Below are 24,658 nucleotides of genomic sequence, written 5' to 3' on the forward strand. Positions count from 1 at the left end.
CTTTTGCCGCGCACGAGACCGTCATCAATCCGTGATTTGACATTTCGTTCGTGTTTGTCAAATCTGACAAAATGCAGGCCAAGGCCCCTCCCCAGGACCGGATCCTCGACGCCGCCTTGCGCGTGTTCCGGCGCCACGGATTCCGCCGCTCCTCGATCGAGCAGGCGGCGGAGGAAGCCGGACTGACGCGGCAGGCGCTCTATCATCACTTCGCCTCCAAGGAGGCGCTGTTTCGCGCCGTGCTCGAGCGGATCTACGCGCAGGGGCTCGCTGCCGAAATCGCGGCCGCGAAGGCGGCGGAAGAATCCGGCCTCGAGCTTGCCGACATCCTGGTCGCCGAGATCGGCGCGCGGATGCAGTCGCTGCTCGCTTCGCTCAAGGATTCGCCCCACACCGAAGAGCTGTTTTCCGAGCACCTCGCGCAGGCGCGCGACCTCTACCAGAGCTATTCCAGCCGGTTCACCGAGGAGATCGCAACCACGATCACGCGGGTGTGCCGCAAGCGAAAGCTCAAGCTCGAAAGCGGCGTCAGCGTGCGCGAGCTCGCGCGCTGCGTCGAGATGGCGATCCACGGCACCAAATCCGCTTTCCCCGCCATGCAGCCGGTCGACGCGTTCCTGAAGCAGCTCGAGACCATGCTGCGCATGCTGATCGCCGGCGCGATGGCGCCGTCGGCAAAGAAGTCCCTCCGCAAAACGGGAGTTCGAAAATGACCAGCACGACCATCAATGGACGGCCTCTGGTGCTACCGGACGATCCGGATGCGCTCTTGATCGACGTGATCCGCGACGGCGGCCTCACCGGCACCAAGCTCGTCTGCGGCTCCGGCGTCTGCGGCGCCTGCACCGTGCTGCTCGACGGCACGCCGGTCGTGAGCTGCCTGTTGCCGGCGCAGGCGGCCGCCGGCAAATCGCTGACGACCATCGAGGGCATAGGTAGCGCCGGATTGCATCCGGTGCAGAAGGCGTTCATGGCGCACGACGCCCTGCAATGCGGCTTCTGCACGCCCGGCTTCGTCGTCGAAGCCGCCGCCTTCCATGACGGCTGGCGCGCGACCAAGGGCGCGGCGACACCCTCGCGCGAGGAGATCGCCGCCGCGCTCTCAGGGCATCTCTGCCGCTGCGGCGCCTATGAAGGCATTTTTCGCGCGGTAGCGGAGGCTTGTTCGGGTCGCTTCGACGGCAACGAACCCATTGCGCCGCGGCTGGAAGCCCGCGACAAGGTGACGGGCCTCGCCCGCTACACGGTCGACATCCACCATGACGGCCAGCTCGAAGGCGTCATCCTGCGCGCGCACGTCGCGCATGCGAGGATCACCGGGCTTGATCTGGCGCCGGCGCGCGCCATGGCCGGTGTTGCCGCGGTCGTTCCGCTGCTCGACGATGACAACATGGTCCGCTTCGTCGGTGCGCCGATTGCAGCCGTCGCGGCCAAGGATCGCCGCACCGCACTGAAGGCAATCGCCGCGATCACCTTCAAGCCCGAGCCTTTGCCCGCCGTGATCGGGCTCGATGCAGCGCGACGCGACGATGCGCCGGTCGTGTTCGAAAAGAAGGACCGCAAGCGTGCCGGCAACGTGTCCGAGGGCGCAGGCGGCGCTCCGGTGTCGTGGAAGGGCAATGTGCGCGGGCCTTCGGCGCCGTTCTCGCAAAAGGCCAAGCAGGCCAGGAGCTGGCTCGACGAGGCGCGCCAGCAACGCAATCCGCTGCTGGTCGAGGAAACCTTCCGCGTCTCGACGCAACAGCACGCAAGCCTCGAACCACATGCCGCCGTGGCCAGGTTCGATGGCGATCAGCTCATTGTGCACATCTCGACCCAGGCCATCCACGAGAGTATGGAGAAGATCGCCAAGCGCTATGGCCTTCCGCACGACAAGGTGCGTGTGATCGCCGATCATGTCGGCGGCGGATTCGGCTCCAAGGGCAGCCTGGGGCTGGAGACCATCGCCGCGATCGAGCTTGCGCGCGCCGCGAAGGCGCCGGTGCGTGTTGCCTTCGATCGTGAAGAGGAGCTTTCCGTCACCGGCTATCGTCCGGCCGCCGAGCTGAAGCTGTCCTTGCTGCCTTCGGCGGAAGGCCGCCTCAAGGCGCTGTCGCTCACCGCCCATGCCGACACCGGCGCCGCCGTGAACTCGCTGATCGCGGGTCTGGCGCGGCTGATCTATCCGGCCGAAGCCAAGGAGCTCGTCGACTTCGACGTGCTCAGCAATTTGCCGCCCGGCGCGCCGTTCCGCGGCCCCGGCGGTCCGCCGATGTCGTTTGCGCTAGAGCAGGCGGTCGACGAAGCGGCGCTGCGCATGAAGATGGATCCGATTCACCTCCGCAAGCTCTGGGACCCCGATCCCAACCGCCAGCGATTGTACGATTGGGCTGCCGGCCTCGACGTCTGGAAGAACCGCAAGCCGGCCGCCTCGCAAACCGGCCGCTACCGGCGCGGCGTCGGCGTCGCCACCGGCTACTGGCTGTATCTCTGGCAGACCGGCTCCTCGGTCGAACTCGCGATCAAGGGCGGCCGCATCGTCGCAAGCTGCGCGGTACAGGATATCGGCACGGGCACGCGCAGCGTGATCGCCAACACCGTCGCGAAGGCGTTCGATCTCGAGCCGCAGGATGTGGACGTTCGCATCGGCCGCTCCAGCCTGCCCCGGGGACCGGGCTCCGGCGGCAGCCGCGTCACCGCCTCGGTGGTGCCGCCGACCTTGCTCGCCATCGAGAAGCTGAAAGCGGAAATCAAGCGCACCGCGTCTCGCACACCTGCTCCGGGCTCGAACGCGCCGTGGCGCGAGATGATCGCGGCTTCCCCTGATATCGCCGTGTCGGCGAGACGCCAGGAGGACGGCAAGCCGCCGCCCGGCGTCAGGCCCGCGCTGCACGAGGCGGGCATCATGGGCCGGGTGTTCGGTTGGGTGCTGCGTCTGATGAGCCACATGGTGGTCGGCGCCGGCGTGCCGAGCTCGGTGCAGGTGATGGAAGTCGAGGTTGATACCTGGCTCGGCCATGTGCGCGTGCTCAACGCCTATACGGGCCTCGCGGTCGGCAAGCTCGCCGCGCCGGCGCTGGCCCGAAGCCAGGCCGCGGGCGCGGTGATCCAGGGCATCGGCTACGCACTCTATGAGTCGCGGGAGACCGATCTCTTGAGCGGCCACGTCCTGAGCGGCAGCATGGAGGATTACCGCATCCCAGGGATTGCCGACATGCCGAAACTGGAGGTGCATTTCGACGAAGCCGGTTTCGAGCATGTGCCGGGCGGCAGCGTCGGCATCGGCGAAGTCGCCACCGTGCCGACCTCGCCCGCGATCGCCAACGCCATCCGCGATGCGATCGGCGTGAGACTGACTGAAATTCCGTTCCGGCCCGATCGTCTTGTGGCCGCGCTGAAAGGGAGGGATGCAGCATGAGTGTCGCCGTCATGACCGCCAATCCCACGCCTGAATTCCGCGCCGGAGGCACCGACTTCAGCGAACGCCGCCGCAGCGGCGTGTCGCAGGGAATGCTGATCGATATCTCGGGCGCCGGCGACAAGACGATCAGCTGGGACGCCGACGGAGCAGCCCAGATCGGCGCGCTCACCACCATCGGCACGATCGCGGCCGACGCGCGCATCGCCGCCGCCTATCCCGGTATTGCGGCGAGCGCGCAAGGGCTGGCCACGCCACAGGTGCGCCAGGTTGCAACGCTCGGCGGCAATCTCGCGCAGCGTTCACGCTGCTGGTATTTCCGCCGGGCCGACATCGATTGCCTGAAGAAAGGCGGCAGCACCTGCCCTGCCCGGTCCGGCAATCATCTCTATGGCGTTGCCTTCGATCTCGGCGCCTGCGTCGCGCCGCATCCCTCGACCATGGCGGCGGCTCTGCTCGCCTATGATGCGACCATCACCACCGACCGGCGCAGCGGATTGACGATTGCCGGCCTGCTCGGCGACGGCTCGGTCGCGCACGCCGATCATACGCTCGCAGCAGGCGAGATGATCAAGAGCATTGCGCTTCCTGCTCCGCTTCAAGGCGAGCGCGCGTCCTACAAGCGGGCGATCAGCCGGACCTATGCGGAATGGCCGCTGGTGGAGCTCTGCGCCCGCGTCGTCATCGCCGGCGGCAAGTTCGAGCTCGTGCGTCTCGCTGCAGGCGGCGTCGCGCCCGTGCCGCTCCGCCTCACCGCCGTGGAGGTCCAGCTCAGCGGCAAGGTTGCCAATGCGGCATCGATCGCAGAAGCGGCGAAAGCGGCGAGCTCGGGTGCCAAGCCATTGCCGATGACGGCCTACAAGCTCGATCTCCTGCAAGGGCTGGTGCGCGACGTGCTGGAGCGGCTTTCGGGCTAGAGAGTGATGAGACCAGGTTTGATTGCTACAACATAAGTGCGCCCCCTCTCCCGCTTGCGGGAGAGGGTTGGGGAGAGGGTGTTTCCGCAGTGGGATAGCCCGCAAGAGGAGAAAGCCCTCACCCGCGCCTTCGGCGCGACCTCTCCCGCAAGCGGGAGAGGTTTGCACCGAGCACGTGGCGATCGATTCAACCTACACCCATCACGCTCTAACCGCCTGAGCGGCCGGCCAGCCGCGCGCGGATATCCGGCTTCAGCACCTTGCCGACCTTGGACCGCGGCAGATCGTCCCAGACTTCGATCTGCTTCGGTGTCTTGACGCTGCCGATCCGCTGCTTGACGAACGCCGCCAGCGCCGTCGCGTCGACGCTCTGGCCGGCACGGGGCTGCACCACGGCGACGATACGCTCACCCCATTTCGCGTCGGCGAGGCCGATCACGGCGCAATCCTGGACCGCCTCATGCGCCCGCAGCGCGTTCTCGACCTCGATCGAGTAGACGTTGAACCCGCCGGTGATGATCATGTCCTTGGCGCGATCGACGATGTAGAGGTAGCCATCGTCGTCGATGTAGCCGATGTCGCCGGTGTGGTGCCAGCCATGCGCGGAGGCCTCCGCCGTGGCTTCGGGATTCTTGTAATAGCCTTGCATCACCAGCGAGCCGCGAACCACGATCTCGCCGCGAGAACCGGTCGGCAGCAAATTGCCGTCGCCATCCATGATGCCGGCCTGCACCAACGGGCTGATCCGCCCCGCCGAGGCGAGGCGCTCCATCGCGATAGTTCCATCGGCATTATAATGCTCGTCAGGTGCCATCATCGAAATCATCATCGGCGCTTCAGTCTGACCGAACAACTGCGCCATGGGCCCGATGCGCCGCAGCGCCTCCGCAAGCCGTGCGGCCGAGATCGGTGCCGCGCCGTACCAGAAGCATTGCAGAGACCCGAGCTTCGCGGAGTGGAGCTTGGGATGATCGAGCAGCATGTAGATCAATGTCGGCGGCAGGAAGGTGTGCGTGACATGGTAGCACTCGATCAAATCGAGAAATTCGGCGATGTCAGGGCGATGCATGATCACGATGCGGCCGCCGAGCGCCATGATCGGGAAACACAGCACACCGGCCGCATGAGTCAACGGCGCGAGCGCGAGATAGACCGGACGACCCTTGAAGGGATAGCCCATCAGCGTCAGTGCCGTCATGGCCTCGATGTTGCGACCCGACAGCATGACCCCCTTCGGCTTTCCGGTGGTGCCGCCGGTGCCGGGAATCATCGCGAGATCGTCGACCGTCTCGCGTTGATATTGGTCGATCGGAAGGCTAGCGAGCCAGCTGTCGAACGAGGGCGCGAAGGGCAGTTCGCGATCGAGGCAGACGAGGACACGCAGCTTCGGCAGCTCCGCCCGCACCGCCTCGACCATCGGCGCGAAGCTTGAATGAAACAGCAGCAGGCTGCAGTCGAATTGGTCGAGGACGAGCCGGTTTTCGGCCGCCTCGTTGCGCGGATTGATCGGGCACCAAACCGAGCCCGCCCGGGAAATGCCGAACACGCATGCAAACGCGACCGGATCGTTGCCGGAAAGGATTGCGACCTTCTCGCCGGCAGCAATACCCGATCGCGCGAGCCCGCGCGCGACGCGGTAGCTCAGCTGCTGCACCTCGCGATAGCTGAGATCGCGACCGTCCATGGTCAGGCACGGCGCATCAGCGCCCAGCGAGGCACCTTTGTCGAGGTAATCGATGAAGCGCATGATCAATCCCGGAAGCAGCTGGCGGGTGGCGCGCGGCCGCGCCACCCGTGATCTTGCTCAGTCGTTCACGGTGAGGATCGGTCTGCTGACCAGCCCGAAGCTGCGCAGCTGCCCGAGGAGCTCGTGGTGACCGAACGCCTGGCAACCGGAGGCGAAGCCCACGCGCTTGGGCGGCTGCTGCAGCAGGTGCGCCGCGGCATAGGCCTGCAACAAGCCGGTCTGCTTGTAATTGCTGTTGCCGCTGATGACGCAGTGCGCGCGCCCCAATGGGCCGGAGGCATGCACCGAATCCAGCGACTTGTTGACGCGCGGGTTTTCGCGGGGCGGCATGGTGTTCATCACGCCGGCGGCGGTCTGCGCCAATGCGGCGTAGCGGTCGTCGGGGTTCATGTCCTTGGTCGCCTCCAGCGCGGCGGCGACGATCTGCGGCACGCCCAGCATTAGCGCGCGGTTGAACACGCCGCCCAGCACCTTCACGTTGGCGACACGCGGATCGCGCTTGAACCACACCGGGTGCGAGGTGCCGCCCCAGGGCAGCGCCAGTGCGAGCTCATGCTGGCCGGGGATGGCGAGGTTGTAGAGGCCGGCATCCACCTGATGCTCGACATACTTGTTCTGCTCCAGATAGTAGGCCTTTGCCATCGCGGCGTTGACCAGGATGGTCTGTGTCGAGGCGATGGTCGGGCTGCCGCCCCAGAACACGGCGATATCGAGCGTGTCGAGGCCGGGCGTCTCCAGGCACAGCTGCGCGGCAATCTCGCCGGTGGTGTACATCTGCGCGATGCCCGGCGCGAGCAGCAGGCCGGCATTGGCGAACTTCGTACCCCATTCCTGCTCGAGCGTGATCAGCCAGTCCTGCTCGCCGGTGGTGTCGGTGTAGTGGCATCGGGACGCCCAGCAGGCCTGCACCACCTCGCCGCCGAACCTGGCGAAGGGGCCCACGGTGTTGAGCACCACCGAGGCGCCGTTGAACAACTCCGTCAGTGCGCTCACGGTGTGCGGCACTTCCACCACCTCGTAGTCGGCGGTCTCGATGCCGGCCACATTCGCTTTCATTGCGGCGTTGAGCTTCTCCGCGCTGCGTCCGGCGGCGATGAAGGGGATGTTGTACTCGCGTAAGTATTCGCAGACCAGCCGGCCGGTGTAGCCGGACGCGCCATAGACGATGACGGGCTTCTTCGCGCTCATTGTCGTTCCTCCGAAATGTTCGTTGTCGGGTTTGCAGCTCACATTCCCATGCCGCCATCGACCGGCAGTCCGATGCCGGTGATGAAGCGGGCTTCGTTCGAGCACAGGAACACCGCAGCATTGGCGATGTCGCCGACCTCCGCGAGCTTGCCGAGCGGCGTCTGCTCCACGACCGAGCCGACCGCGGCGTTGACGTCGGGCGCGAGACCGATCTTGACGATGTCGTTGGCCAGCTGCAGGCCCATGTCGGTCGGGATCAAGCCGGGATAGATGCAGTTGACGCGCACGCCATAACCGAGCTTGCCGGCCTCCATCGCAGCGACCCGTGTCATGCGATCGACCGCGGATTTCGTACCGGAATAGACCGAGATGCTCGGGAAGGCGATCGTCGCCGCGACAGACGCGATATTGACGATCGCGCCGCCTTTGCCCGCCGCTCCGCCCGGCCGCATCGCGCGGAAGGCGTGCTTCATGCCGAGCACGGTGCCGACGATGTTGACGTCGCACATCCGCCGCGCATCCTCGGCCCTGATCTCGCTGACCAGCGACGTGATCTCGATGCCGGCATTGTTGACGAGGATGTCGTAGCCGCCGAGGGTGGCGACCGTCGCAGCAGTCGCTTTCTCCCACTGCGCATCGTCGGCGACATCGAGATGCACGAAGCCGGTCTTCACACCGAGCCTGGCGATCTGGCCGGCGCTGTCCTTGCCGACGTCATCGAGAATGTCGCCGATCATGACCGCCGCACCGGAGCGCGCCAGTGCTTCTGCAATCGCCGCTCCTATCCCGCGGGCTCCGCCGGTGACCAGGGCTTTGCGGCCATCAAGGCTCTTCTCACTCATCGCACGTCCTCCCTTTGCTTGGACTGATCTTTTGGACTGATCTGTTCGCTGATGATCGGTGCGTGCTGGCATTGGCAGCACGGTGCCGGCGCGGTTTGCGCAACGGCATGCGAGTCCGTTCCGGCGGCGCGGCGCCGGTGGGTGCATTTCCTCCATTTGCTGGCGTCTTGACGACTGTCCAAATTTCTTGGCGCGCACACTCCTCCCGGAACTTGACAGTTGTCAAGGAAAAAATTTGACAGTTGTCAAAGAGGATGGTCTGTAGACGATGACCGACGACGTGATCGTGGTGACCAAGAGACGGGAGACAGCGCGACGATGGCGCGGCAAGCGACAGGAGCGGCGAAGCGAGAGGCCGTGGCGGAGATCGTGCGGGACGACAAGTTCAACGCGCGACGCATCGAGCTTGCCGAGGCAGCGCTCGAAACGCTTGGAGAGCTCGGCTTCGCCCGGACCAGCCTGCGGGAGATCGCGCAGAACTCGGCGTTCACGCACGGCGTGTTCCACTATTATTTCAGCGACAAGCTCGACCTGATCTGCTGCTGCGTTCGCCACTACAAGGCCAAGTGCGTGACGCGCTATGACGAGGTCGTCGCGACAGCAACGAGCCGCGACGAATTGACGGAGGGCTTCCTCGCCAAGCTCGCAGCAACGCTGCAGAACGAAGCCCGCATGCACCGGCTTTGGTACGATTTGCGCTCGCAGGCGATGTTCGAGGCGGCGTTTCGCAAGGATGTCCTCGAGATCGACAAGAGCCTGGAAGCGATGATCTGGCGCATTGCCTCTCGCTATGCCGAGCTCGGCGGCAAGCGGCCGGCGTCGTCGCCAGGCGCGCTCTACGCGCTGTTCGACGGTCTATTCCAGAGTGCGCTGCTCAAGCACCTCTCGGGTGACAAGAGGGCGGTCCCCGAACTGCTCGACGAAGTCCGGCGCCTGCTGCCGACGGTCTGCTGAAGCGCGGAAGCGGCGCCCACGACGGCGTCGCCGCTCGAGAGCTGCACGTTGCGCCATCCAAATTGATCGTCCGACTCGAAACTGCTTAGATGCGGCATGCCGCCGAAAGTCGAACGTCTGCCCAAGCAGCAATTGTGGTTTCCGGCCGGGCGCTATTTTCTGCGCACCATAAAGCGCGATGACGCCTCGCAGCGCTGGGCGGACTGGTTGTCCGATCCCTGGACGGTGCATGTCCTCAACACGTCACCGCGTGCGATGACCAAGGCGGAGATCGCCGACTACATCAAATCCTTCGATCAGCGCGAACGGCTCCTGCTCGGGATATTCGAGCGTGGCAGCCGCATCCATGTCGGCTTCATCCGCCTCGACATCAACGCGGCGGCGAGCGAGGCGCTCGTCAGCGCCGTGATCGGAGAAAAGGAGCACCGCAATTCCGGAGCGACGGTGAACACCTTCATTCCGCTGCTCAGGTTCGTATTCGACGATCTCAAGCTGAGCCGCATCCGCGCCTTCGTGCTGGAGCGCAATCAGACGACCATTCAATATCTGTCGAAGCTCGGATGGACGCTCGAGCCCGAACCCGAAAAACCGGTGCGATCGCACACAGATGGATCGCTTCTGGCGCTGCGTCGGATGACCTGGGACCGGCCCGGTTTCCAGGCCTGGTTGAAGAGCCCGATCGGACAGCGGATCGTGAATCGCATGGAAGCGGCGCGAGGTTGAGCCCCGGCCGCTCCCTTTGTCTGCTTAAGCGGTCAATCAGTACTTCGCGACGACGGGTGACCCGCCGAACCGATAGTTGATGCCCACCTTCACGATATCGATGTCCTGACGAATATCGATCAACGCGGTGGTGGCGGCGACTGGATTGGCGAACCCCACGCGCTTGCTGTCGAAGCCGTAGTGAGTGTACTCGATCAAGGCCGACCAGTTCGGGGCGAAGGCCCACTCGACACCGGCACCTGCCACCCAACCGACACGATCGGTGCTGGCGCTGGAATTACAGGGCTCAAAAACGAGGAATCCCACACCGGGACAAACGAAGCCGCCAATCGTCGCGAAATTGTTCAGATTGTACCGGTCATGCGCAAACCCGACGCCGCCCTTGCCGTAAACGAGCAAGCGATCCCATGTGTAGCCGATCCGACCCGTGACGCTGGCGACCCAGTCGGTGCGGCTCGACAGAGTGGCGGGCGCACCGGTCTTTCCGGCAAAGAAGGGATCGTTGGCGGTGCCGTGAAGATCGGTGGCCGTGAAATCGCCGGCAATCCCGATCACCCAGTTGCTGGCAAATTGGTAGTCGCAACCAGCCTGAATGCCTCCGACAACTCCGACGTCTCCGTTTACCCCAATGCGATCACCAGGCACATTGCCTATGGTCATTGCAGGCGCGATGACCGCCCCCGTTCCGATGCCGGGATCCGTGAAGCCCGTTCGGCTCGCACCGCCGCCGACGTGACCTCCGATATAGCAGCCGGTCCAACTGAAAGGCACGGCCGCCGCAACCGGCGCTTTCGTGTAGGGACGAGCTCCCAGATCGGCACCTTGAGCAGAGCCTGCGAGAATCAGAGCCGACGTCGCCAGCAGCAGTCGTTTCATTCATCACCCCAAAGCAATCAGCATAGAAATCTTCGGCAAGGTACATCGGCCGACTTCCGCGCGCTGTATTCGGACAGCAACACTCCGACACATTTGGTAACTCAGTACTGTCTGAACACAACGCGACACGGCGCCTTAAGCTTGATGACGGCGCTCCAGGCTGAACTATCCGATCGTCGGATGGCTTCACGCCGGCGCGGCTGAGTTCAGGTCACGCCCGCCGCCTCAGCGCCCCGCCGGAATCAGCGCCCGCATGATCTCCGGCTTCCAGCTTTGACGCGCGCTGTCGAAGGCTGCGAAATCATGATCGAATTGCCAATAGGCCCAGGCCCAGCCGAGCCGCTCCGCGCTTCGCGCCACGAACGACAGATATCTCGTCCGTGCTTCGGCTGGCGCGGCCTCGTACACGCCGAACTCACCGAGATAGATCGGACGCTTTTCCCGTTCGGACCAGGACCGGATCTTGTCGAAATCGGCGCGCGCCTTCCGTTCGTCCTCCGGCGTGCCCCAATCAAGCGGGCCTATTTGCGAGAACGTCGGCGACCACGGTGCGCCCTGATGGGTGAAGCGGATCGGCGCGTAATAGTGAAACGTGACGATGATGTTTCGGTCATCCGGCGGCAGGACCAGGTCCTCGACGGGCATCTCGTCGACGTTGAGGACCGCGGCGATCACCGGCCGCCGGGGGTTGGTGGCGCGGATGATGCCGAGACATTCGTTCAGGAGGGCGTTCCAGGCGGCGGACGTCATCTGCCCGCCCGGCTCATTGAGCACCTCGAAGACGAGCCTCGGATATTTTCCGGCATAGCGCGCGGCGATTTGCGTCCAGAACGCTTTCAGCTTCCCGGCGCACTCGGAGACGTCGCGCTGACAGATATGGGTATCGTGCTCGTCCAGGATGGGGATGAGATTTCGGGCGAGCACCTCCTCGATCACCGCATCGAGCCGCCTCAAGACGATCTCGTCCAGCGCATTCTCCGGGTCCATGAACTTGAAGCCGAAGAAATTGATCCGGACGTGCGAGAAGCCGGCGCGCCTGATCGCGGTGAGGTTGTCCAGACGAAATGGCGCGTTCCGGCCTCCCTCCCAAATGCCGTCATAGCCGAGGATGTTGATGCCGCGACCCAATTTCGGGGGAGCGGGCGCGTGGCCTTGCGCTTTTGCCTCGGCCGGAAAGCGGATCCCAAGCACGGACAGCGCCAAGGCGAGGCCGAAAGCTACCGACCAGCGGACGCAGATGGCATTCATCCTGCCTGCCCCATCATTGCTGCAGGCCTTGCTGTGGCACCGGCCTGCACACCGCGAAGAAGAATGCGACGAGCAGCACCGAGGTGAACATCGTCGAGCGAAGGAACATCGTCTCCGTGAAATTCGATTGAAAGCTGAGGACGACGAATCCGATGATGAGAGCGCAGTGGCGACGGTCGATCGACCGCGTGGCGATCAGGTACAGGACCTTTTCCGAGAACAGATAGACGCTCGCCACGAACAGCACGTATCCCAGGAATCCCGTTTCCATCGCCACCGCGATGTAGCCGCTATGATAATTGTCCAGCACCCAGCCGTGGTTCTGGTTGAAATAGTCGTAAATCGCAGGGCGCGTCCAGAACCCGTTGATGCCGAAGCCCAGCAGCGGCGCATCGTCGAAATGGCTGATGGCGTACTGCCAGATGAAGGTTCGCTCGGTCAGATTGATGGTCGATTCGCCGAGGTGGATGGAATCGTAGCCCGTGACATAGAAATACAGGATCAGGAGCGCAGCCAGGATGCACATGACGACCGGCAGCACCGCGTAAATCCTCATGCAGCGGATCGACCATAGCGAGGTCATGAGCAGTGCACCGGCGGCGATTGCAACGGCACCGGCACCACGGGATTCCGAGGCGATGACGCATGTCGATGCCAGGAGAAACGTCAGCAGAAAAACTGTCCAGCCCTGGCCCGTCATCTTCTGATAGCAGGCAAAGAACATCAGATAGGCGCTGATGAAGCCGAGGGTCTGCTTCGATTCGTAGATTCCCTGCCACTGGCCGTTGTGCATCCAGCTCTGATCGACGCCGATCTCGGGCACGAAAACCGCACACAGGGCCGAGGCGGCGACCAAGATAAAGAGCCCCAGCGACGTCGCTCCGACGATCTCGTCGATGTCGATCCGCGTGATCAGGCAGTACGCACCGAAAGTCGTCATCACGAGGGCCGCGCTCTTCATGATCGCCGCGGTGGCGAGGCCGGTCCAGAGCACGGAGACAGCGGCGAGAGCATAGAATGCGACCAGCGCGATGAAATCGGGATTTGGCTGCACGCGCAGGCAGGGTCGCACGAAGGCACTGGCGTAGATCAGGATGACCCACATCAGAAGCGCAACGGCCTGTTGCACGAAGCTCCATTCTGCGGGAAGCAGCGCGGGCTGGAGGACTCCCATCGACGCGATCACGTTGACGGTGATCGAGCCACGCATCACGATTCTGGCAAGCTTTTCCACGCCGACGCCGGGCGCTTGCCAGATCGCGCTGTCGTCCTCCTCGGAATCGTGCAGGCTGGTCATGAGCTGACCGCCTGATGGACGGCGAATCTTGCCTCACCGCGCACCACGGGCGCCTTCGCACGCGCGCCTGCCGCGGGCATCGGCCGGTCGAGGCCTGATTCCCAGGGCCGTTCTCCCGCCGCGGCCGCGAGGCGCAACGGCGTCATTCCATTCCCAGTCACGTCCGCTCAGTCCACGGCTTCGAACGGCTCTCAGCGGATGTTGGCGCCGCCCAATGTGCCGTGCGTCTCAAGCGGGAAGATTGTCCTACCTTCTACCTTTGAGATCAAGGTGGCATGACGGGACGCTGCCCTCACAATCAGGTGCAAGGGACGATCGGACCCTTGCCGGGCGAGAGGGACGGAAGGTTACGCCGCCGTTGCCGGCGGCAGCGCCAGCACGGAATAGATCGCCTGCGCATCGCGCGAGGCGCGGAGCTTCTTGGCGATGTCCTGGTCGCGCAGCAGGCGGGCGATGCGGGCGAGCGCCTTGAGGTGATCGGCGCCGGCGCCTTCGGGGGCCAGCAGCAGGAAGACGAGATCGACCGGCTGGCCGTCCATCGCCTCGAAGTCGATCGGACGATCGAGCCGCGCGAACAGGCCGAAGATCTTCTCCAGCTTGGGCAGCTTGCCGTGCGGAATGGCGACGCCATAGCCGACCGCGGTGGTGCCGAGCTTCTCCCGCTGCAGCAGCACCTCGAACACCGAGCGCTCGTTCTGCCCGGTCAGCTCAGCGGCCTTGGCCGCCAGCTCCTGCAAGGCCTGCTTCTTGCTGTTGACTTTCAATGCCGGGAGAATCGCCTCGGGTGCGACCAGATCGGTAATCGGCATGGAAGCTTTCCGAGGTGAATTAAACCGTCAGGTTCCGATTTGGCCGGCTTGATAGACCAAGCCCGGCCGGCGTCCATAACATGAAGCAGGAGGGGGACTTAGCCCGAAACCCCGCCAGGCCCAGATGTGGGGGGCTTCTACTCCAACGCAATCCCGGTGCCAACTCCCGCGTGCAGCTTTGCCCCCGTCATTGTTAAGGGCGGGATGGTACGGGCGCCGGCTGACGGGCCTAGCCACCGGCCTGGCCGTCCACCTTGGCTTCCGGCGGGTCGATCCAGCCCACATTGCCGTCCGCCCTGCGGTAAATGATGTTCACCCGACCGGACGAGCCATGCTGGAATACCAGGCAGGGTGCCCCGCTGAGGTCGAGTTCCATGACGGCTTCGCTGACCGAGAGCCGCTTCAGCGACGTGGTTTGCTCCGCGATGATGACGGGGCTGTAGCCGGCGACGTCCTCTTCGCCCTCTCCGGGCGCTTCCAGCACATAGCTGGTGGCGTCGAGCGCAGCCATCGCCTCGGAGGCGGCATGGGCCTTGCGCGCGGAGCGGTCCTTGAGCCGGTTCTTGTAGCGCCGCAGCCGCTTCTCGATCATCACCAGCGCCTGGTCGGCACTGGCATAGGCATCCGGTGCGTTCGAATCGGCTTCCAGCGTGATTCCCGAATCGAGATGCAGGGCGCAATCGGTGCGAAAGCCGAAGCCGTCCTTGCTCAGCGTGATGTGGCCGGAATAATTGCCGTCGAAATATTTGCGCAGCACCTCGTCGGTACGGTCGGCAACGCGGCCGCGCAGCGCCTCGCCGACGCTGATGCTCTTTCCCGAGATTCTGAGAGTCATGTGATGCCTCGCTTGGTTGGTGCCCAGCTTGGATCGGTCTCGATGGGGCATCGAGAGTAGCGCGATTTGGCGCCAGCGCAATCAGGCCGGTTCGGGATTGCGGGAGCGATCGGACAAGGCGGTAGAGAGGACGTTACCAAGAGCGCTCTGCTTGTCGCGGCGGCGTTGCACCGAGGAAGGTATGCGCATGGCTTCGCGGTACTTCGCGACCGTGCGGCGGGCAATATCAATGCCCGAGGCGCGCAAGCGTTCCACGATGGTGTCGTCCGACAGAATCGCGGAGGGCTCCTCCGAATCGATCAGCTGCTTGATGTGGTGACGCACCGCTTCCGCCGAATGCGCTTCGCCCCCGTCGGCCGAGGCGATCGAGGCCGTGAAGAAATATTTCAGCTCGAACGTGCCGCGGTTGGTCGCCATGTATTTGTTGGCGGTGACACGTGACACCGTGGATTCGTGCATCTGGATGGCGTCGGCGACGGCCTTCAGATTGAGCGGGCGCAAATGCGCGACGCCATGGGTAAAGAACCCGTCCTGCTGGCGCACGATCTCGGTCGCCACTTTCAGGATGGTGCGGGCGCGCTGGTCGAGCGCGCGCACTAGCCAGGTCGCGTTCTGCAACGCATCCGTGAAATAGGACTTGTCGCCGTCCTTGCCGACCTTCTTCGACAGCTCGGAATAATAGGTCTGGTTGACCAGCACGCGCGGCAAGGTGTCGCTGTTGAGCTCGACATGCCAGCCGCCGTCGGGGCCCGGGCGGACATAGACGTCGGGCACCATGGTCTGCAGGCGCGCCGAGCCGAACTTCATGCCGGGCTTGGGATTGAGGCGGCGGATCTCGCCGATCATGTCGGCGATGTCCTCGTCGTCGACGCCGCAGATCTTGCGAAGAGCCGCGATGTCGCGCTTGGCGAGCAGATCGAGATGCTCGACCAGCGCCTGCATCGCGGGGTCGTAGCGGTCGAGCTCGCGCAGCTGGATCGCCAGGCATTCGCTTAAGGAACGCGCGCAGACCCCGGGCGGATCGAATTTTTGCAGCACGGCGAGGACGCTTTCGACCTCGGCTTGCGATGCGCCGAGACGCTCGGCGGCTTGGCCGAGATCGGGCGGCAGATAGCCGGCCTCGTCGACGAGGTCGATCAGGTACTGGCCGATCATGCGTTGCGCGGGCGCGGTGAAGGCAACCGAGAGCTGCTCGGCGAGATGGCCCGACAACGTCGTCTCGGCCGCGACAAAAGCTTCGAGATTGTAGTCTTCGTCACCGGAGGCGCCGCCGCCCCATTCGGTATAGGTGGTCGGCGCGGCATCCTGAGCGTTGCGCGCGGCTGCCTCGGCCGGCTCCTCGGAGAAGACGTTGTCCAGGCCGGTGTCCAGGGTCTGCTCGATCTCGGCGCGGGTGCCGAGATCCTTGCTCATCCACTCTTCCTGGCCCGGCTCGAAGCCTTCCGCGCTACCGCCGAAGCCGTCCTCGCCCTGGCCATCGCCATGACCGTCATCTTGGCCGCCCCCGGAATCGCCGTAACTGCCGGCCTCGGCCGAAGCTTCGCCCGCGGGGGCCTCGTCACTGGCCCGTTCCAGCAGCGGGTTTCGCTCGAGCTCCTCTTCCACGAAGGTCGTGAGATCGAGATTGGACAATTGCAGCAGCTTGATTGCCTGCATCAGCTGCGGCGTCATGACCAGCGACTGCGATTGCCGGAACTCTAATCTCTGCGTAAGCGCCATGAAGCAAGAACCGATCCCAAAAGTTGGTCCGATTTTTGCTTATCCTAGTCTCAGCCCGATGTACACGTCTTGACGAATTGGAAAATAGGGCTAGAGGCGGAATTCCTCGCCAAGGTAAAGGCGGCGCACGTCCGGATCGGCAACGATCTCATCCGGAGTTCCCTCCGTCAAGATTTCCCCGGCATAGACGATATAGGCACGGTCGGTGAGGCCGAGCGTCTCGCGGACATTGTGGTCGGTGATCAGCACGCCGATGCCGCGGTTGGTGAGATGGCGGACGAGATCCTGGATGTCGCCGACCGCGATCGGGTCGATGCCGGCGAAGGGCTCGTCGAGCAGCATGTAATTCGGCCGCGTCGCCAGCGCGCGTGCGATCTCGACGCGGCGGCGCTCACCGCCGGACAGCGCGATCGACGGTGATTTCCGTAAGCGCGTGATGTTGAACTCGTCGAGCAGGGAGTCGAGCTGCTGCTCGCGCTTCTTGCGCGAGGGCTCGACCACTTCGAGCACGGCGCGGATGTTCTGCTCGACGGTGAGGCCGCGGAAGATCGAGGCTTCCTGCGGCAGATAACCGATGCCGAGCCGCGCGCGCTGATACATCGGCAGCTTGGTGACGTCGTGGCCGTCGAGCTCGATCGCGCCGCGATCGGCCTTGATCAGGCCGGTGATCATGTAGAACACGGTGGTCTTGCCGGCGCCGTTCGGGCCGAGCAGGCCGACGGCCTCGCCGCGGCGCACATAGATGCTGACGCCGCGCACCACTTGCCGGCTGCCGAAGGCCTTTTCCACACTATGCACAGCCAGGAATCCGGGCCGCTTCAGCAGCTGCGGCGCGCCGGCACCGTTGGACCTGGCGGCCGTTCGGACGGGATGAACCGCCTGCGGACGCGGCTCGGCCGGATAGTCGCCCGTGTAGTCACCTTGGAACTGGTCGGGCCCGCGGGGCTGGTCGCGGGCAATCGGCGTGTCCCTGACAGGACTGGGCACGAGGCCGCCGACGCTGTCCCCGAGCGCAGTGATGTCCTGACGCGCAAATCCTGGCCGGCCGCGCTTGGCGGGGCGCCGACGGAACATGCTGAAGAGATCGACCATCCCCGCCTTTTAGCCTTTGGCGTCGTCTTGCGCGAAATCCGCGCGATCTGTCGCGCCAGCCTGAGCGATTGGCCGACGCAGCATGGGTGAAGGAATGTCTCATGCCCAGTGAAACACGCCCGAAAAGCGGCGGACCCCGCTTCGAAAGCCCTGCGCGCTAGATACAGGCTCGCTCGCCAAGCTTCAACCTCGGATCGGGAGCACCCGATCCAAGTTGTTGAATTCATTTTTGTTTACTTGCGCCGGGCAATTGCAAGGGCGGCGCCGCGCCGGGTTTGGCGCCCTGGCTGCAATCATTGCTGCCGCCCTGCGGCAGCAGCGCCTGCACCCGCCCGTTGTCGGATTCCACGCGGGACACGCCGGTGGTCATGTCGACCATCAAGCGATCACCGCGCAGCACGTTCTTACACTGCGTCAGGACCACCTGGCCCGAGCCGCCGAGCATGGTGATGAGGTTGGTCTTGGTGTCGAACACGGCGGTCTCGCCCGTCACCACCTGGTCCTTCTGGGTGACCACGACGTTGCCGCGCGCCTCCAGCCGCTTGATCGAGGAGCTGCCGCCCGGACCGGGCTGCGCCGACTGCATCGGCGCCGATTTCGCGCCTTTCGCCGCGGGCTGCGGCGCGGCCGGCTTGTCGCCGCCGGACTCGTAGAACACCACCAGCGTCTTCGAGGTCATGGTGGTGTCGCCCTGCACGACCTTCACATTGCCGGCGAAGGTCGCCTCCTTCTTCTTGTCGCGCATCTCGAGCGAGGCGGCTTCGATCTGGATCGGCTGATCGCGGTTCTGCGAAAAGCCCTGCATCGCATTGGGCACACCCTGCATCGTGCTCTGAGCAAGGGCCGCACCCGTGACGAGCAGCGCCAGGCCGATAGCGAGCGCGGCCTTGCTGACAAAAACGTCACGCGGAAAACAGGTCATCATGAAAATCACTTCGAATTGGCAGACTTGTTCTGAGGCGTGCGTGTCTTCGTCGGCGCCGCCTCGGGTGGTGCAGGCTGCGTCGCGGCGGGCTCGTCGAGCTTGTCGAGGTGCATCACCACATTGCCCTCGAAGCGGATGACTTCGCCGCCTTCGGTAATTCGCAGGCGATCCGCACTCAGCGTGCCGTTGGTCAGCTTGACGTCGACGCGCTCGTCCGAGGAGACCGTGCCCTTGCCCATGTCGACGAAGGCCGAGTTCAGCCGGGCCTCGTAGCCGGTCGAGGTGCGCAGCAAGATATCCTTGCGCAGATCGAGCTGCTGCTGCTTGTTGTCGAAACGGCCGGTGCGGGCATCGAGGAATAGGGTCGACTTATCCTCCATCAGCACTTTCGCTCGCAGGTCATTGAGATCGACGTGATCGGGATCGGTGATGTCCTGAGTCGCGGTCTTGGCCCAGAGCTCGTAGGGCCGCTGGTCCGGCGTGTATCCGGCGAGGTGCGGCGATTCCATCGTGATCTTGGTGCCCGACACCACTAGATTTCCGGAGTCGAGCGGCAGCTTCGGCATCAGCATGCGGAACGGATTGAAGATCGAGACGCCGATGATGATAGCCATGGACAGCACTACAGCACCCGGGACCGCGATGCGCAGAATCCGCACCAGGCGGCTGTGGCGCGCCGCGCTGGCAAACTTCGCCGCAAGCGCGGCGTCGTAGGTGGGGTTCTGGGCCGAATTCACCGGGGTTCCTGCTTACCTGTCTCCTGACGTATCGCTCGCCTTGTCCGGTCGAGGGGGCGCACCCCATTCTATCCGGCGCCGCCGAAATATGCAGCCGGCGACAGGCCGTTACGAAAGTGTCCGAAACGGGGCGGTCGTCTCTCCCTCTCCCGCTTGCGGGAGAGGGCCGGGGAGAGGGTGTCACCGCAATGGGACAGTCTCCTGGAGGAGAGAACCCTCACCCGCGCCTTCGGCGCGACCTCTCCCGCAGGCGGGAGAGGTTAAAGCACCTCAGGAGTGCGCGAAAATGTCCTCCTCCGCCCAGCCCTGGAGGTCCAGCAGGGCGCGGGTCGGCAGGAAGTCGAAACAGGCCTGCGCCAGCTGGCTGCGGCCTTCCCGCACCAGCATGGCGTCCAGCCGCTCGCGCAAGGCATGCAGATGCAGCACGTCGGAGGCGGCGTAGGCGAGCTGCGGCTCGCTCAGGCTGTCGGAACCCCAGTCGCTGGACTGCTGCTGCTTGGAGAGGTCGATGTTGAGCACCTCGCGGACGAGGTCCTTGAGGCCGTGGCGGTCGGTGTAGGTGCGGGTCAGGCGGGACGCAATCTTGGTGCAATAAATCGGCCCGGTCATGACGCCGAAGGTCTGGTACAGCACCGCGATATCGAACCGCGCGAAGTGGAAGATCTTCGTGACCGCCGGATTGGCGAGCAGCGCCTTCAGGTTCGGCGCGTCGGTGTGGCCCTTGGGGATCTGCACCACGTCGGCGCTGCCGTCGCCGGGCGAGAGCTGCACCACACAGAGACGGTCGCGGTGCGGGTTCAGCCCCATGGTCTCGGTGTCGATCGCCACCGCTCCGGTGTAGCGGGACAGGTCGGGCAGGTCGCCGCGGTGCAGGCGTACGGTCATGAAACCCTCGGGTCGAATCGGTGCGTCGATATCATAGGCTAGAGCATGATCCGGAAAAGTGTGCAGCGGTTTTCCGAAAAGATCATGCTCAATCAATAACCTAAAGCGCGATGACGATTCATCTTAATCGCATCGCGCTTTAGTCGAATGGATCGCGATGTAGCCAGTCGCAACAGGTCACGCAAGCGGCCGTGACCTTACGGCCGGTCAGATCGCAGCGAGCATGATGCAGATCATCGCCGCGACTGCGGTGCGGCTGGGGCCGTCCCGGAACGCGTACAGGATCGGATCGTCCGGCATCTCGCGGCGATGCGCCATCATCAGCGCACGGCCGAACCAGTACAGCAGCAGCGGCGTGAGCAGCCACAGCATCCAGGGGCGGCTGTAGAGCGGCGTCACCGCCGAGGACGAGACGTAGAGCGAGAACACGGTCACCGCGTTCATGGCGCTTGCCGCCGCCATCGCGGCGATGACGTTAAGGTCGGTGACGCGATAGTCGCGGTTCGAGGGATCGGCGAGGCCCACGCTCTCGCGCATGCTGAGCTCGCTGAAGCGCTTGATCAGGGCGAGCGAGGTGAACACGAACAGCGAGAAGATCAACAGCCATTCCGACAGCACCACGCCGACGCCGACAGCGCCGGCGACGATGCGAAGCGTGTAGAGGCCGGCGAGCGTGACGATGTCGACCAGCATCTTGCGCTTGAGCGCGAGCGAATAGGCGATCGTGGTGACGAGATAGAGGCCGAGCACGCCGAGAAACAGCGGCGAGATGCAGAGGCTGGCGGCAAGCGCGAACAACCACAACGCAGGGATCGCCGACAGCGCTGACGAGATCGGCAAATCGCCGGCCGCGAGCGCGCGGTGGCGCTTGGTCGGATGCTGCCGGTCGGCGGCGAGATCGAGCAGATCGTTCATCAGATAGGCGCCCGAGGCGCAGGCCGAGAACGCCAGGAATGCGAGCAGCGCGTGGCCGAGCGTCGAAAGGTTCAGCTGATGCGCCGTGAGCGCGGGCACGAACACCAGCGTGTTCTTGGCGTATTGATGAACGCGCAGCGCCTTCACCCAGGTGGCGAGGCCGGCTCTGCGGACCTCGCGATTTTCGATGCGCGCGATGGAGGCACGATCGAACGGGACGCTGCCCGCCGCAAGATCGGCCGTCGTAACGACGCCATCGAAGCCGAGATGCGCCGCGATCGCCGCGGCATGAGCCGCGAGCCGATCCGCGACGAGATAGATCTTCTCGCCGCGCGCCCGTGCCGCCAGCGCCCGGTTCATCACATCGGAATCATAGGGCAGATGGGCGTAATCGATCTCGGCTCGCGCCAGGATCGCCGTGAGCGCCGCCATGCCCGCCCGTCCGCCCGCGCCGAAGCGCGCCAGCATGCGGCCGGGGCTGGAGAACAGCGCCTCCATCAGCAGCTCGGAATGCAGCAGCGCGCCTTCGAGGTCGATGACGAGGGTCCGGGGCGCCGACGGCTCGGACACGCCAGGATCATACTGCGGGGCACGCTGCTCCATCGAAAAACGCTCTGACTTGCCGCGACATGACCGGCATTCGGCCGGGGAGCAGGAAATGGGTCGCCAACCCTATGGGAACATTCACTAAAGGCGGCTTAATCAGGGGCGGCGGGGGCAGGACACCGCTTGATACGCGGAGGGTTCAATAATAGTTATTAAAGCATGAGTCGTCGGAGAGGCGCGGTATGGCGGTAAGTGCAGACCTCGGCGAAGCCCTTGAAAGCTTTATAACAAAGCTCGTCGCGTCGGGACGCTATCACTCCAAGAGCGAGGTGCTCAGAGAGGGCGTGCGGCTCATTCAGGAGCGCGAGGCGCGGCTCGCTGCGTTGGATGCCGCGATCGCGCGCGGGCTCGACGATGCGGACGCGGGACGGACCAAGCCGATGTCAGACGTTTTTGACCGGCTCGAAGCGAGATTGGCCGATAAGGCCGATCGCACGTGATCGTCGTCCTCACCGCGGAAGCCGAGGCCGACCTCGAAGACATCGCATCATACGTTGCCGCGCAAAGCCCGCAAAGCGCACTCACGCTCATCCGTGGACTGCGGGAGAAGTGCGAAACACTCGCCGATGCACCGCGCGGCTACCCCTTGGTGCCGCGCTATGAGCAGAAAGGCATTCGCCGGCGCCCATTCGGGAACTATCTGATTTTCTATCGTGTCGGTCGCGACGCCATCGAGGTGATCCATATCCTCCATGGCGCGCGAGACTATGAGCCACTGCTCTTCCCGGCGGACTAGCGCCCACTGCAATTCGTCCCGCCGCACCCCATCTATTGCCGACCCCGCACTGTCTTGCCCCTCACTGCGACTGAGATCTGATGACCGAACCAACGCCCGCTGCGCCGATCGACGACCAGCGTCCGCGCGGATTTTCGCGCTACCAGGCGCTCCTCATCGCGCTGCTGGCGCTGACGCAGTTCACGATCATCCTCGATTTCATCATCATGTCGCCGCTCGGCGCCATCCTGATGCCCGCGCTCGGCATCACGGCGGGGCAGTTCGGCGTTGCCGTATCGGCTTACGCGTTCAGTGCGGGACTATCGGGCATCCTCGCCGCCGGCTTTGCCGATCGTTTCGATCGCAAGCGCCTCCTGCTGTTCTTCTATGTCGGCTTCACGCTCGGCACGCTGCTGTGCGCGGTGGCGCCGAACTACCATGTGCTGCTGATCGGCCGGATCGTGACCGGATTATTCGGCGGCGTGATCGGCGCGGTCGTGCTCGCCATCATCACCGACCTGTTCTCGTTGCAGATGCGCGGCCGCGTGATGGGAATCATCCAGACGGCGTTCGCCGCCAGCCAGGTGCTCGGCATTCCCGCCGGCCTGTTTCTCGCCAATCACTGGAGCTGGCATGTCTGCTTCGTCGCCATCGTCGTGCTGTCGATCGTGACGATCGCCATCATCGCCTTCGCCATGGAGCCGGTCGACGCGCATCTGAAGCTGAAACAGGACAGAAACCCGTTCCGCCATCTGGTCGCGACGGTCAGTGAGCCGCGCTACACCCTCGCCTTCGCCGTCACGACGCTGCTGGCGACCGGCGGCTACATGCTCATGCCGTTCTCCAGCGCCTACACCGTGCACAATCTCGGCATCGACATCACGCATCTGCCGACGATCTATCTCGTTTCCGGCCTGTTCAGCATCGTCACGGGACCGCTGGTCGGCCGCGCCAGCGACGCGTTCGGCAAATATCCGACCTTCGTGTTCGGCTGCGCCATGACCGTCCTCATGGTGCTGATCTACACCCATCTCGGCCACGTCTCGCTCGCGACCGCGATTCTGGTCAACGTGCTGATGTTCGTCGGCATCTTCTCGCGCATGATCCCGTCGCAGGCGCTAATGTCGGCGATTCCCGATGCGAGCCAGCGCGGCTCGTTCAGCGCGGTGAGCGCCTCGCTGCAGCAGCTCTCCGGCGGCCTCGGCTCGGTGCTCGCCAGCGCGATCATCGCGCAAGGCGCGGACGGCGCGCTGCTCCATTTCGACCGGATCGGCTACGTCGTCGTGACCACGACGATCGTCACGCTGGTGATGATGTATTTCGTGCAGAGGGCGGTGGCGGAGCGGACGGGGAAGCAGGTGGTGTGAGGGAGCGGCTCCTGCTCCACATTCGGGTGAACCCACGCCGGATCTTCGGTGACCAAGGTTTGCATCGATGCGCCGAACGGAGATCTCCAGTGAAAGTCAAACTTGCCGCCGCGATCCTCGCCGCAGGCCTCCCGCTGGCATCGATGGCTTTCGCCCAAGACACCATCCAAAGCACCGCGCCAGCCGACCTTGCCGTGATCGATGCCTGCCTGAAGAAGGTGGAGAAAACCGGCGGTTTCGGCGGCGCCTGCGTCGGGCTCGTCGCCGACCCCTGCATCAAGGCGGCAGAGGGCGCGAACGACGATGTCGCCAGATGGAAGGCCTGCGCGGCGCGCGAACTCGCCGTCTGGACGCAGAAAACCAGTGAGGCGCTGAAGAAGGTTCAGGCCGGCGGGTTCGCCGACGCCATCAAGGCGGTCAATGACTCGCAGAAAGTTTTCGCCGCGTCGCGTGATCGCCTCTGCGCGGTCTTCGACAACGTCGACCCCGGCATGTACCGGGGCGGCGCGAGCTACTGCCGCCTGCGCGAGACCGCGAACCGCTCGCTGAGCCTGATCAAGCTCGACGCTGCGGTCAACGAGCACTGAGGCCTCCTAGCGGGGCTCGGGTCACCAGCCTTGCCGGCATCTTCCGACGTGGCGACGACGGCTATTCGGCGCGCCATGAGCGCTGTGCTTCGGTGTCGTGGACCGGTCAGCAGCTCGATGTCCTGCGGATGAGCGATTTCAATCGCTTGAGCAGGGGATGGTGCCCAGGAAAGGACTCGAACCTTCACGGCCGTTAAGCCACTGGCACCTGAAGCCAGCGCGTCTACCAATTCCACCACCTGGGCATGCCGTTTGGGGCACGGAGGCGGTTACTACG

23 protein-coding genes and 1 tRNA gene are annotated in these 24,658 nt (G+C 64.5%); 9 read left to right on the plus strand and 15 right to left on the minus strand.

Annotation, left to right across the window (positions count from 1 at the left end; translation table 11 throughout):
- The first annotated feature begins 50 nt into the window (after positions 1–50).
- The 3 genes from ACVWYQ_RS22725 to ACVWYQ_RS22735 are packed head-to-tail and all read left to right on the plus strand — an operon-like array spanning position 51 to position 4,314.
- Positions 51–713 (plus strand): TetR/AcrR family transcriptional regulator, encoded by a 663-nt coding sequence (locus ACVWYQ_RS22725; RefSeq protein ID WP_404544866.1) that lies wholly within the window; start codon positions 51–53, stop codon positions 711–713.
- Positions 710–3,397: a molybdopterin-dependent oxidoreductase gene (locus ACVWYQ_RS22730; RefSeq protein WP_404544868.1), complete on the plus strand. Its 2,688-nt coding sequence runs from the start codon at positions 710–712 to the stop codon at positions 3,395–3,397. The genes ACVWYQ_RS22725 and ACVWYQ_RS22730 overlap by 4 nt, the downstream gene beginning before the upstream one ends.
- A complete protein-coding gene (locus tag ACVWYQ_RS22735) occupies positions 3,394–4,314 on the plus strand; it encodes an FAD binding domain-containing protein (protein WP_404544870.1) in 921 nt (306 codons plus the stop codon). The genes ACVWYQ_RS22730 and ACVWYQ_RS22735 overlap by 4 nt, the downstream gene beginning before the upstream one ends.
- Before the next feature lie 208 nt (positions 4,315–4,522).
- On the opposite strand, the gene ACVWYQ_RS22740 is transcribed toward ACVWYQ_RS22735, so the two are convergent.
- From ACVWYQ_RS22740 to ACVWYQ_RS22750, 3 genes are read right to left on the minus strand one after another with little or no spacing between them, the layout of a single operon-like run.
- Positions 4,523–6,061, minus strand: coding sequence for an AMP-binding protein (locus ACVWYQ_RS22740; RefSeq protein ID WP_404544873.1), 1,539 nt, complete (start codon positions 6,059–6,061; stop codon positions 4,523–4,525).
- A gap of 57 nt (positions 6,062–6,118) precedes the next feature.
- Complete coding sequence (locus tag ACVWYQ_RS22745) at positions 6,119–7,249, minus strand: DUF5938 domain-containing protein (protein WP_404544875.1); 1,131 nt, start codon at positions 7,247–7,249, stop codon at positions 6,119–6,121.
- A 38-nt stretch (positions 7,250–7,287) separates the two neighbouring features.
- Complete coding sequence (locus ACVWYQ_RS22750; RefSeq protein WP_271543413.1) at positions 7,288–8,091, minus strand: SDR family NAD(P)-dependent oxidoreductase; 804 nt, start codon at positions 8,089–8,091, stop codon at positions 7,288–7,290.
- 318 nt (positions 8,092–8,409) lie between these two features.
- On the opposite strand from ACVWYQ_RS22750, the gene ACVWYQ_RS22755 reads away from it, so the two are divergent.
- Together ACVWYQ_RS22755 and ACVWYQ_RS22760 are read left to right on the plus strand one after the other, a co-directional pair.
- Positions 8,410–9,045 (plus strand): TetR/AcrR family transcriptional regulator, encoded by a 636-nt coding sequence (locus ACVWYQ_RS22755; RefSeq protein ID WP_271543411.1) that lies wholly within the window; start codon positions 8,410–8,412, stop codon positions 9,043–9,045.
- Positions 9,046–9,141: 96 nt separating this feature from the next.
- Positions 9,142–9,768: a GNAT family N-acetyltransferase gene (locus tag ACVWYQ_RS22760; RefSeq protein ID WP_157286008.1), complete on the plus strand. Its 627-nt coding sequence runs from the start codon at positions 9,142–9,144 to the stop codon at positions 9,766–9,768.
- A 36-nt stretch (positions 9,769–9,804) separates the two neighbouring features.
- Here ACVWYQ_RS22760 and ACVWYQ_RS22765 read toward each other — a convergent pair whose 3' ends face one another.
- From ACVWYQ_RS22765 to ACVWYQ_RS22815, 11 genes are all read right to left on the minus strand, one after another.
- On the minus strand, positions 9,805–10,644 hold the full coding sequence (locus ACVWYQ_RS22765; protein WP_275500466.1) for an outer membrane protein: 840 nt from the start codon (positions 10,642–10,644) through the stop codon (positions 9,805–9,807).
- Between the two features lie 225 nt (positions 10,645–10,869).
- Complete coding sequence (locus ACVWYQ_RS22770; protein ID WP_271543407.1) at positions 10,870–11,892, minus strand: glycoside hydrolase family 5 protein; 1,023 nt, start codon at positions 11,890–11,892, stop codon at positions 10,870–10,872.
- Positions 11,893–11,905: 13 nt separating this feature from the next.
- On the minus strand, positions 11,906–13,189 hold the full coding sequence (locus ACVWYQ_RS22775) for an O-antigen ligase family protein (RefSeq protein WP_404544878.1): 1,284 nt from the start codon (positions 13,187–13,189) through the stop codon (positions 11,906–11,908).
- A 347-nt stretch (positions 13,190–13,536) separates the two neighbouring features.
- A complete protein-coding gene (gene ptsN / locus ACVWYQ_RS22780) occupies positions 13,537–13,998 on the minus strand; it encodes a PTS IIA-like nitrogen regulatory protein PtsN (RefSeq protein ID WP_008141251.1) in 462 nt (153 codons plus the stop codon).
- A gap of 229 nt (positions 13,999–14,227) precedes the next feature.
- The gene (gene hpf, locus ACVWYQ_RS22785; protein ID WP_404544881.1) at positions 14,228–14,833 is read right to left on the minus strand and encodes a ribosome hibernation-promoting factor, HPF/YfiA family; all 606 of its coding nucleotides are present in this window, start codon (positions 14,831–14,833) and stop codon (positions 14,228–14,230) included.
- Between the two features lie 81 nt (positions 14,834–14,914).
- Complete coding sequence (rpoN, locus tag ACVWYQ_RS22790) at positions 14,915–16,552, minus strand: RNA polymerase factor sigma-54 (RefSeq protein ID WP_271543401.1); 1,638 nt, start codon at positions 16,550–16,552, stop codon at positions 14,915–14,917.
- A gap of 90 nt (positions 16,553–16,642) precedes the next feature.
- Positions 16,643–17,644, minus strand: a complete 1,002-nt coding sequence (gene lptB / locus ACVWYQ_RS22795; RefSeq protein ID WP_157287273.1) for an LPS export ABC transporter ATP-binding protein — start codon at positions 17,642–17,644, stop codon at positions 16,643–16,645.
- Between the two features lie 223 nt (positions 17,645–17,867).
- Complete coding sequence (locus ACVWYQ_RS22800) at positions 17,868–18,569, minus strand: LptA/OstA family protein (protein WP_271543398.1); 702 nt, start codon at positions 18,567–18,569, stop codon at positions 17,868–17,870.
- Between the two features lie 5 nt (positions 18,570–18,574).
- Positions 18,575–19,306 (minus strand): LPS export ABC transporter periplasmic protein LptC, encoded by a 732-nt coding sequence (gene lptC / locus ACVWYQ_RS22805; protein ID WP_271543396.1) that lies wholly within the window; start codon positions 19,304–19,306, stop codon positions 18,575–18,577.
- Between the two features lie 270 nt (positions 19,307–19,576).
- A complete protein-coding gene (locus tag ACVWYQ_RS22810; RefSeq protein WP_271543393.1) occupies positions 19,577–20,191 on the minus strand; it encodes a ribonuclease D in 615 nt (204 codons plus the stop codon).
- A gap of 207 nt (positions 20,192–20,398) precedes the next feature.
- On the minus strand, positions 20,399–21,709 hold the full coding sequence (locus ACVWYQ_RS22815; RefSeq protein WP_404544884.1) for a UbiA family prenyltransferase: 1,311 nt from the start codon (positions 21,707–21,709) through the stop codon (positions 20,399–20,401).
- 185 nt (positions 21,710–21,894) lie between these two features.
- Here ACVWYQ_RS22815 and ACVWYQ_RS22820 point away from each other — a divergent pair, with 185 nt between their 5' ends.
- The 4 genes from ACVWYQ_RS22820 (at position 21,895) to ACVWYQ_RS22835 (ending at position 24,381) form a co-directional block, all read left to right on the plus strand.
- Positions 21,895–22,152 (plus strand): type II toxin-antitoxin system ParD family antitoxin, encoded by a 258-nt coding sequence (locus tag ACVWYQ_RS22820; protein ID WP_271543389.1) that lies wholly within the window; start codon positions 21,895–21,897, stop codon positions 22,150–22,152.
- A complete protein-coding gene (locus tag ACVWYQ_RS22825) occupies positions 22,149–22,448 on the plus strand; it encodes a type II toxin-antitoxin system RelE/ParE family toxin (RefSeq protein ID WP_271543387.1) in 300 nt (99 codons plus the stop codon). Before ACVWYQ_RS22820 ends, ACVWYQ_RS22825 begins: the two co-directional genes overlap by 4 nt.
- A gap of 80 nt (positions 22,449–22,528) precedes the next feature.
- Entirely contained in the window at positions 22,529–23,794 is a 1,266-nt protein-coding gene (locus tag ACVWYQ_RS22830) for an MFS transporter (RefSeq protein ID WP_404544888.1), read from the plus strand.
- The gene (locus ACVWYQ_RS22835) at positions 23,791–24,381 is read left to right on the plus strand and encodes a DUF1311 domain-containing protein (protein WP_404544890.1); all 591 of its coding nucleotides are present in this window, start codon (positions 23,791–23,793) and stop codon (positions 24,379–24,381) included. Before ACVWYQ_RS22830 ends, ACVWYQ_RS22835 begins: the two co-directional genes overlap by 4 nt.
- Before the next feature lie 158 nt (positions 24,382–24,539).
- Here the strand turns inward: ACVWYQ_RS22835 and ACVWYQ_RS22840 are convergent.
- Positions 24,540–24,626 (minus strand) — tRNA-Leu (locus ACVWYQ_RS22840).
- Positions 24,627–24,658 lie beyond the last annotated feature (32 nt).

The organism is Bradyrhizobium sp. USDA 3397, from assembly GCF_054060965.1.

Excerpts from the sequence above, each read along its gene's own strand:
- ACVWYQ_RS22800 (WP_271543398.1), bottom strand. The coding sequence starts at position 18,569 with ATGATGACCTGTTTTCCGCGTGACGTTTTTGTCAGCAAGGCCGCGCTC.
- rpoN (WP_271543401.1), bottom strand. The coding sequence starts at position 16,552 with ATGGCGCTTACGCAGAGATTAGAGTTCCGGCAATCGCAGTCGCTGGTC.
- ACVWYQ_RS22815 (WP_404544884.1), bottom strand. The coding sequence starts at position 21,709 with ATGGAGCAGCGTGCCCCGCAGTATGATCCTGGCGTGTCCGAGCCGTCG.
- ACVWYQ_RS22740 (WP_404544873.1), bottom strand. The coding sequence starts at position 6,061 with ATGCGCTTCATCGATTACCTCGACAAAGGTGCCTCGCTGGGCGCTGAT.
- ACVWYQ_RS22760 (WP_157286008.1), top strand. The coding sequence starts at position 9,142 with ATGCCGCCGAAAGTCGAACGTCTGCCCAAGCAGCAATTGTGGTTTCCG.
- hpf (WP_404544881.1), bottom strand. The coding sequence starts at position 14,833 with ATGACTCTCAGAATCTCGGGAAAGAGCATCAGCGTCGGCGAGGCGCTG.
- ACVWYQ_RS22770 (WP_271543407.1), bottom strand. The coding sequence starts at position 11,892 with ATGAATGCCATCTGCGTCCGCTGGTCGGTAGCTTTCGGCCTCGCCTTG.
- ACVWYQ_RS22730 (WP_404544868.1), top strand. The coding sequence starts at position 710 with ATGACCAGCACGACCATCAATGGACGGCCTCTGGTGCTACCGGACGAT.
- ACVWYQ_RS22750 (WP_271543413.1), bottom strand. The coding sequence starts at position 8,091 with ATGAGTGAGAAGAGCCTTGATGGCCGCAAAGCCCTGGTCACCGGCGGA.
- ACVWYQ_RS22755 (WP_271543411.1), top strand. The coding sequence starts at position 8,410 with ATGGCGCGGCAAGCGACAGGAGCGGCGAAGCGAGAGGCCGTGGCGGAG.
- ACVWYQ_RS22820 (WP_271543389.1), top strand. The coding sequence starts at position 21,895 with ATGGCGGTAAGTGCAGACCTCGGCGAAGCCCTTGAAAGCTTTATAACA.
- lptB (WP_157287273.1), bottom strand. The coding sequence starts at position 17,644 with ATGGTCGATCTCTTCAGCATGTTCCGTCGGCGCCCCGCCAAGCGCGGC.
- ACVWYQ_RS22745 (WP_404544875.1), bottom strand. The coding sequence starts at position 7,249 with ATGAGCGCGAAGAAGCCCGTCATCGTCTATGGCGCGTCCGGCTACACC.
- ACVWYQ_RS22810 (WP_271543393.1), bottom strand. The coding sequence starts at position 20,191 with ATGACCGTACGCCTGCACCGCGGCGACCTGCCCGACCTGTCCCGCTAC.
- ACVWYQ_RS22830 (WP_404544888.1), top strand. The coding sequence starts at position 22,529 with ATGACCGAACCAACGCCCGCTGCGCCGATCGACGACCAGCGTCCGCGC.
- ACVWYQ_RS22775 (WP_404544878.1), bottom strand. The coding sequence starts at position 13,189 with ATGACCAGCCTGCACGATTCCGAGGAGGACGACAGCGCGATCTGGCAA.
- ptsN (WP_008141251.1), bottom strand. The coding sequence starts at position 13,998 with ATGCCGATTACCGATCTGGTCGCACCCGAGGCGATTCTCCCGGCATTG.
- ACVWYQ_RS22765 (WP_275500466.1), bottom strand. The coding sequence starts at position 10,644 with ATGAAACGACTGCTGCTGGCGACGTCGGCTCTGATTCTCGCAGGCTCT.
- ACVWYQ_RS22735 (WP_404544870.1), top strand. The coding sequence starts at position 3,394 with ATGAGTGTCGCCGTCATGACCGCCAATCCCACGCCTGAATTCCGCGCC.